Here is a 1006-nt window from a genome sequence, read left to right on the forward strand (position 1 = left end):
AGGAGAAGGAGTGGGCCACGGTCGCGTAGGCGTCCTTCAACGCCTTGGTGTCACCCTCGGGTTCATGAAATGGATCCCGGTGCTCCACGCCGATGACGATGTGGGCCACTGTCGTCGGGGTGGAGAGCCTGTCGCTCTGGCACGCGAAATAGATGTACGCCTGGTCCTCTGCTGCCAGCGCTTCCTCCCCCATCTTCAGCACGGTGAACTTCGGGGCCGCCGGCTCGTCCGTCGGGCCGCTGTCGTCCAACCTCCAGGTGATTCTGAGCTCAAAATCCGGCGTGCCGCTCGGCGTGTAGACACGGCAGGCATCATTGGTCCTGGTGGGGGCGAACGCCTCGACAAGGTCCGTCGCGGTCTGCGCGATGGTGTACCTCTCTGCCGACGCCTCGAACCGCGACGACCCCGTGATCACCTTCAGTGCTTTGGACGCGTCGGTGGATATGGCATCGCCACCGCAGAGTTTTGTTCCCGCGACGACCTTGTAGTCGTCCGGAACTCCGTCCTCGTCCCCGTCCCCTCCACAACCCGTGGCCCCGAGAATCAACGAGCCGGCCACAGCCGCGGAGAGGAATCCCCCGCGTACTGACCTACGCCTGATCACTGTCCGCATCCTTACATGTCCTCGCCCGTCCATTGGCCTCAGCCGGTCTCCGGGGCGTTGCCCTGCTGGTTCTCCCGGTCGTTGCCGGCCCCGTAACCGATCACCATCGATTCGTATAGGTCCTGCGCGAACACATCCTTGCCAGGGTCTATACCGTGATGCGCCAGGAAGTCCTCCATCGGGGCCTCGGCCATGCTCTCACCGGCGGAGTAGATCTTCTTCTTCTCGTCGCCAATAAGGTCCTCCACCTTCTCCTTGTGCTCATCCACAGACTTGTCGGACAGGTCACCGACCATCTGCCCGATGACCTGTTCGGCAGCACCACTGGCGGTATCCATCGCCAGCGGGATGAGTACCGCGGCCGTGCCCACGGCCGCGGTCGCGGGCAGGAAAGCGACGCCG

Annotated in this window: 1 protein-coding gene and 1 pseudogene; both read right to left on the reverse strand. The window is 63.8% G+C overall.

The window, feature by feature from the left end; translation table 11 throughout:
- Positions 1-613: hypothetical protein (locus I8N67_RS41660; protein ID WP_200309578.1), on the reverse strand; the 613-nt coding region annotated here is incomplete at its 3' end.
- A 29-nt stretch (positions 614-642) separates the two neighbouring features.
- Positions 643-1006, reverse strand: a pseudogene (locus I8N67_RS41665) (hypothetical protein); the annotation flags it as partial.

The organism is Streptomyces adelaidensis (assembly GCF_016598475.1).
GTDB classification, from domain to species: domain Bacteria; phylum Actinomycetota; class Actinomycetes; order Streptomycetales; family Streptomycetaceae; genus Streptomyces; species Streptomyces adelaidensis.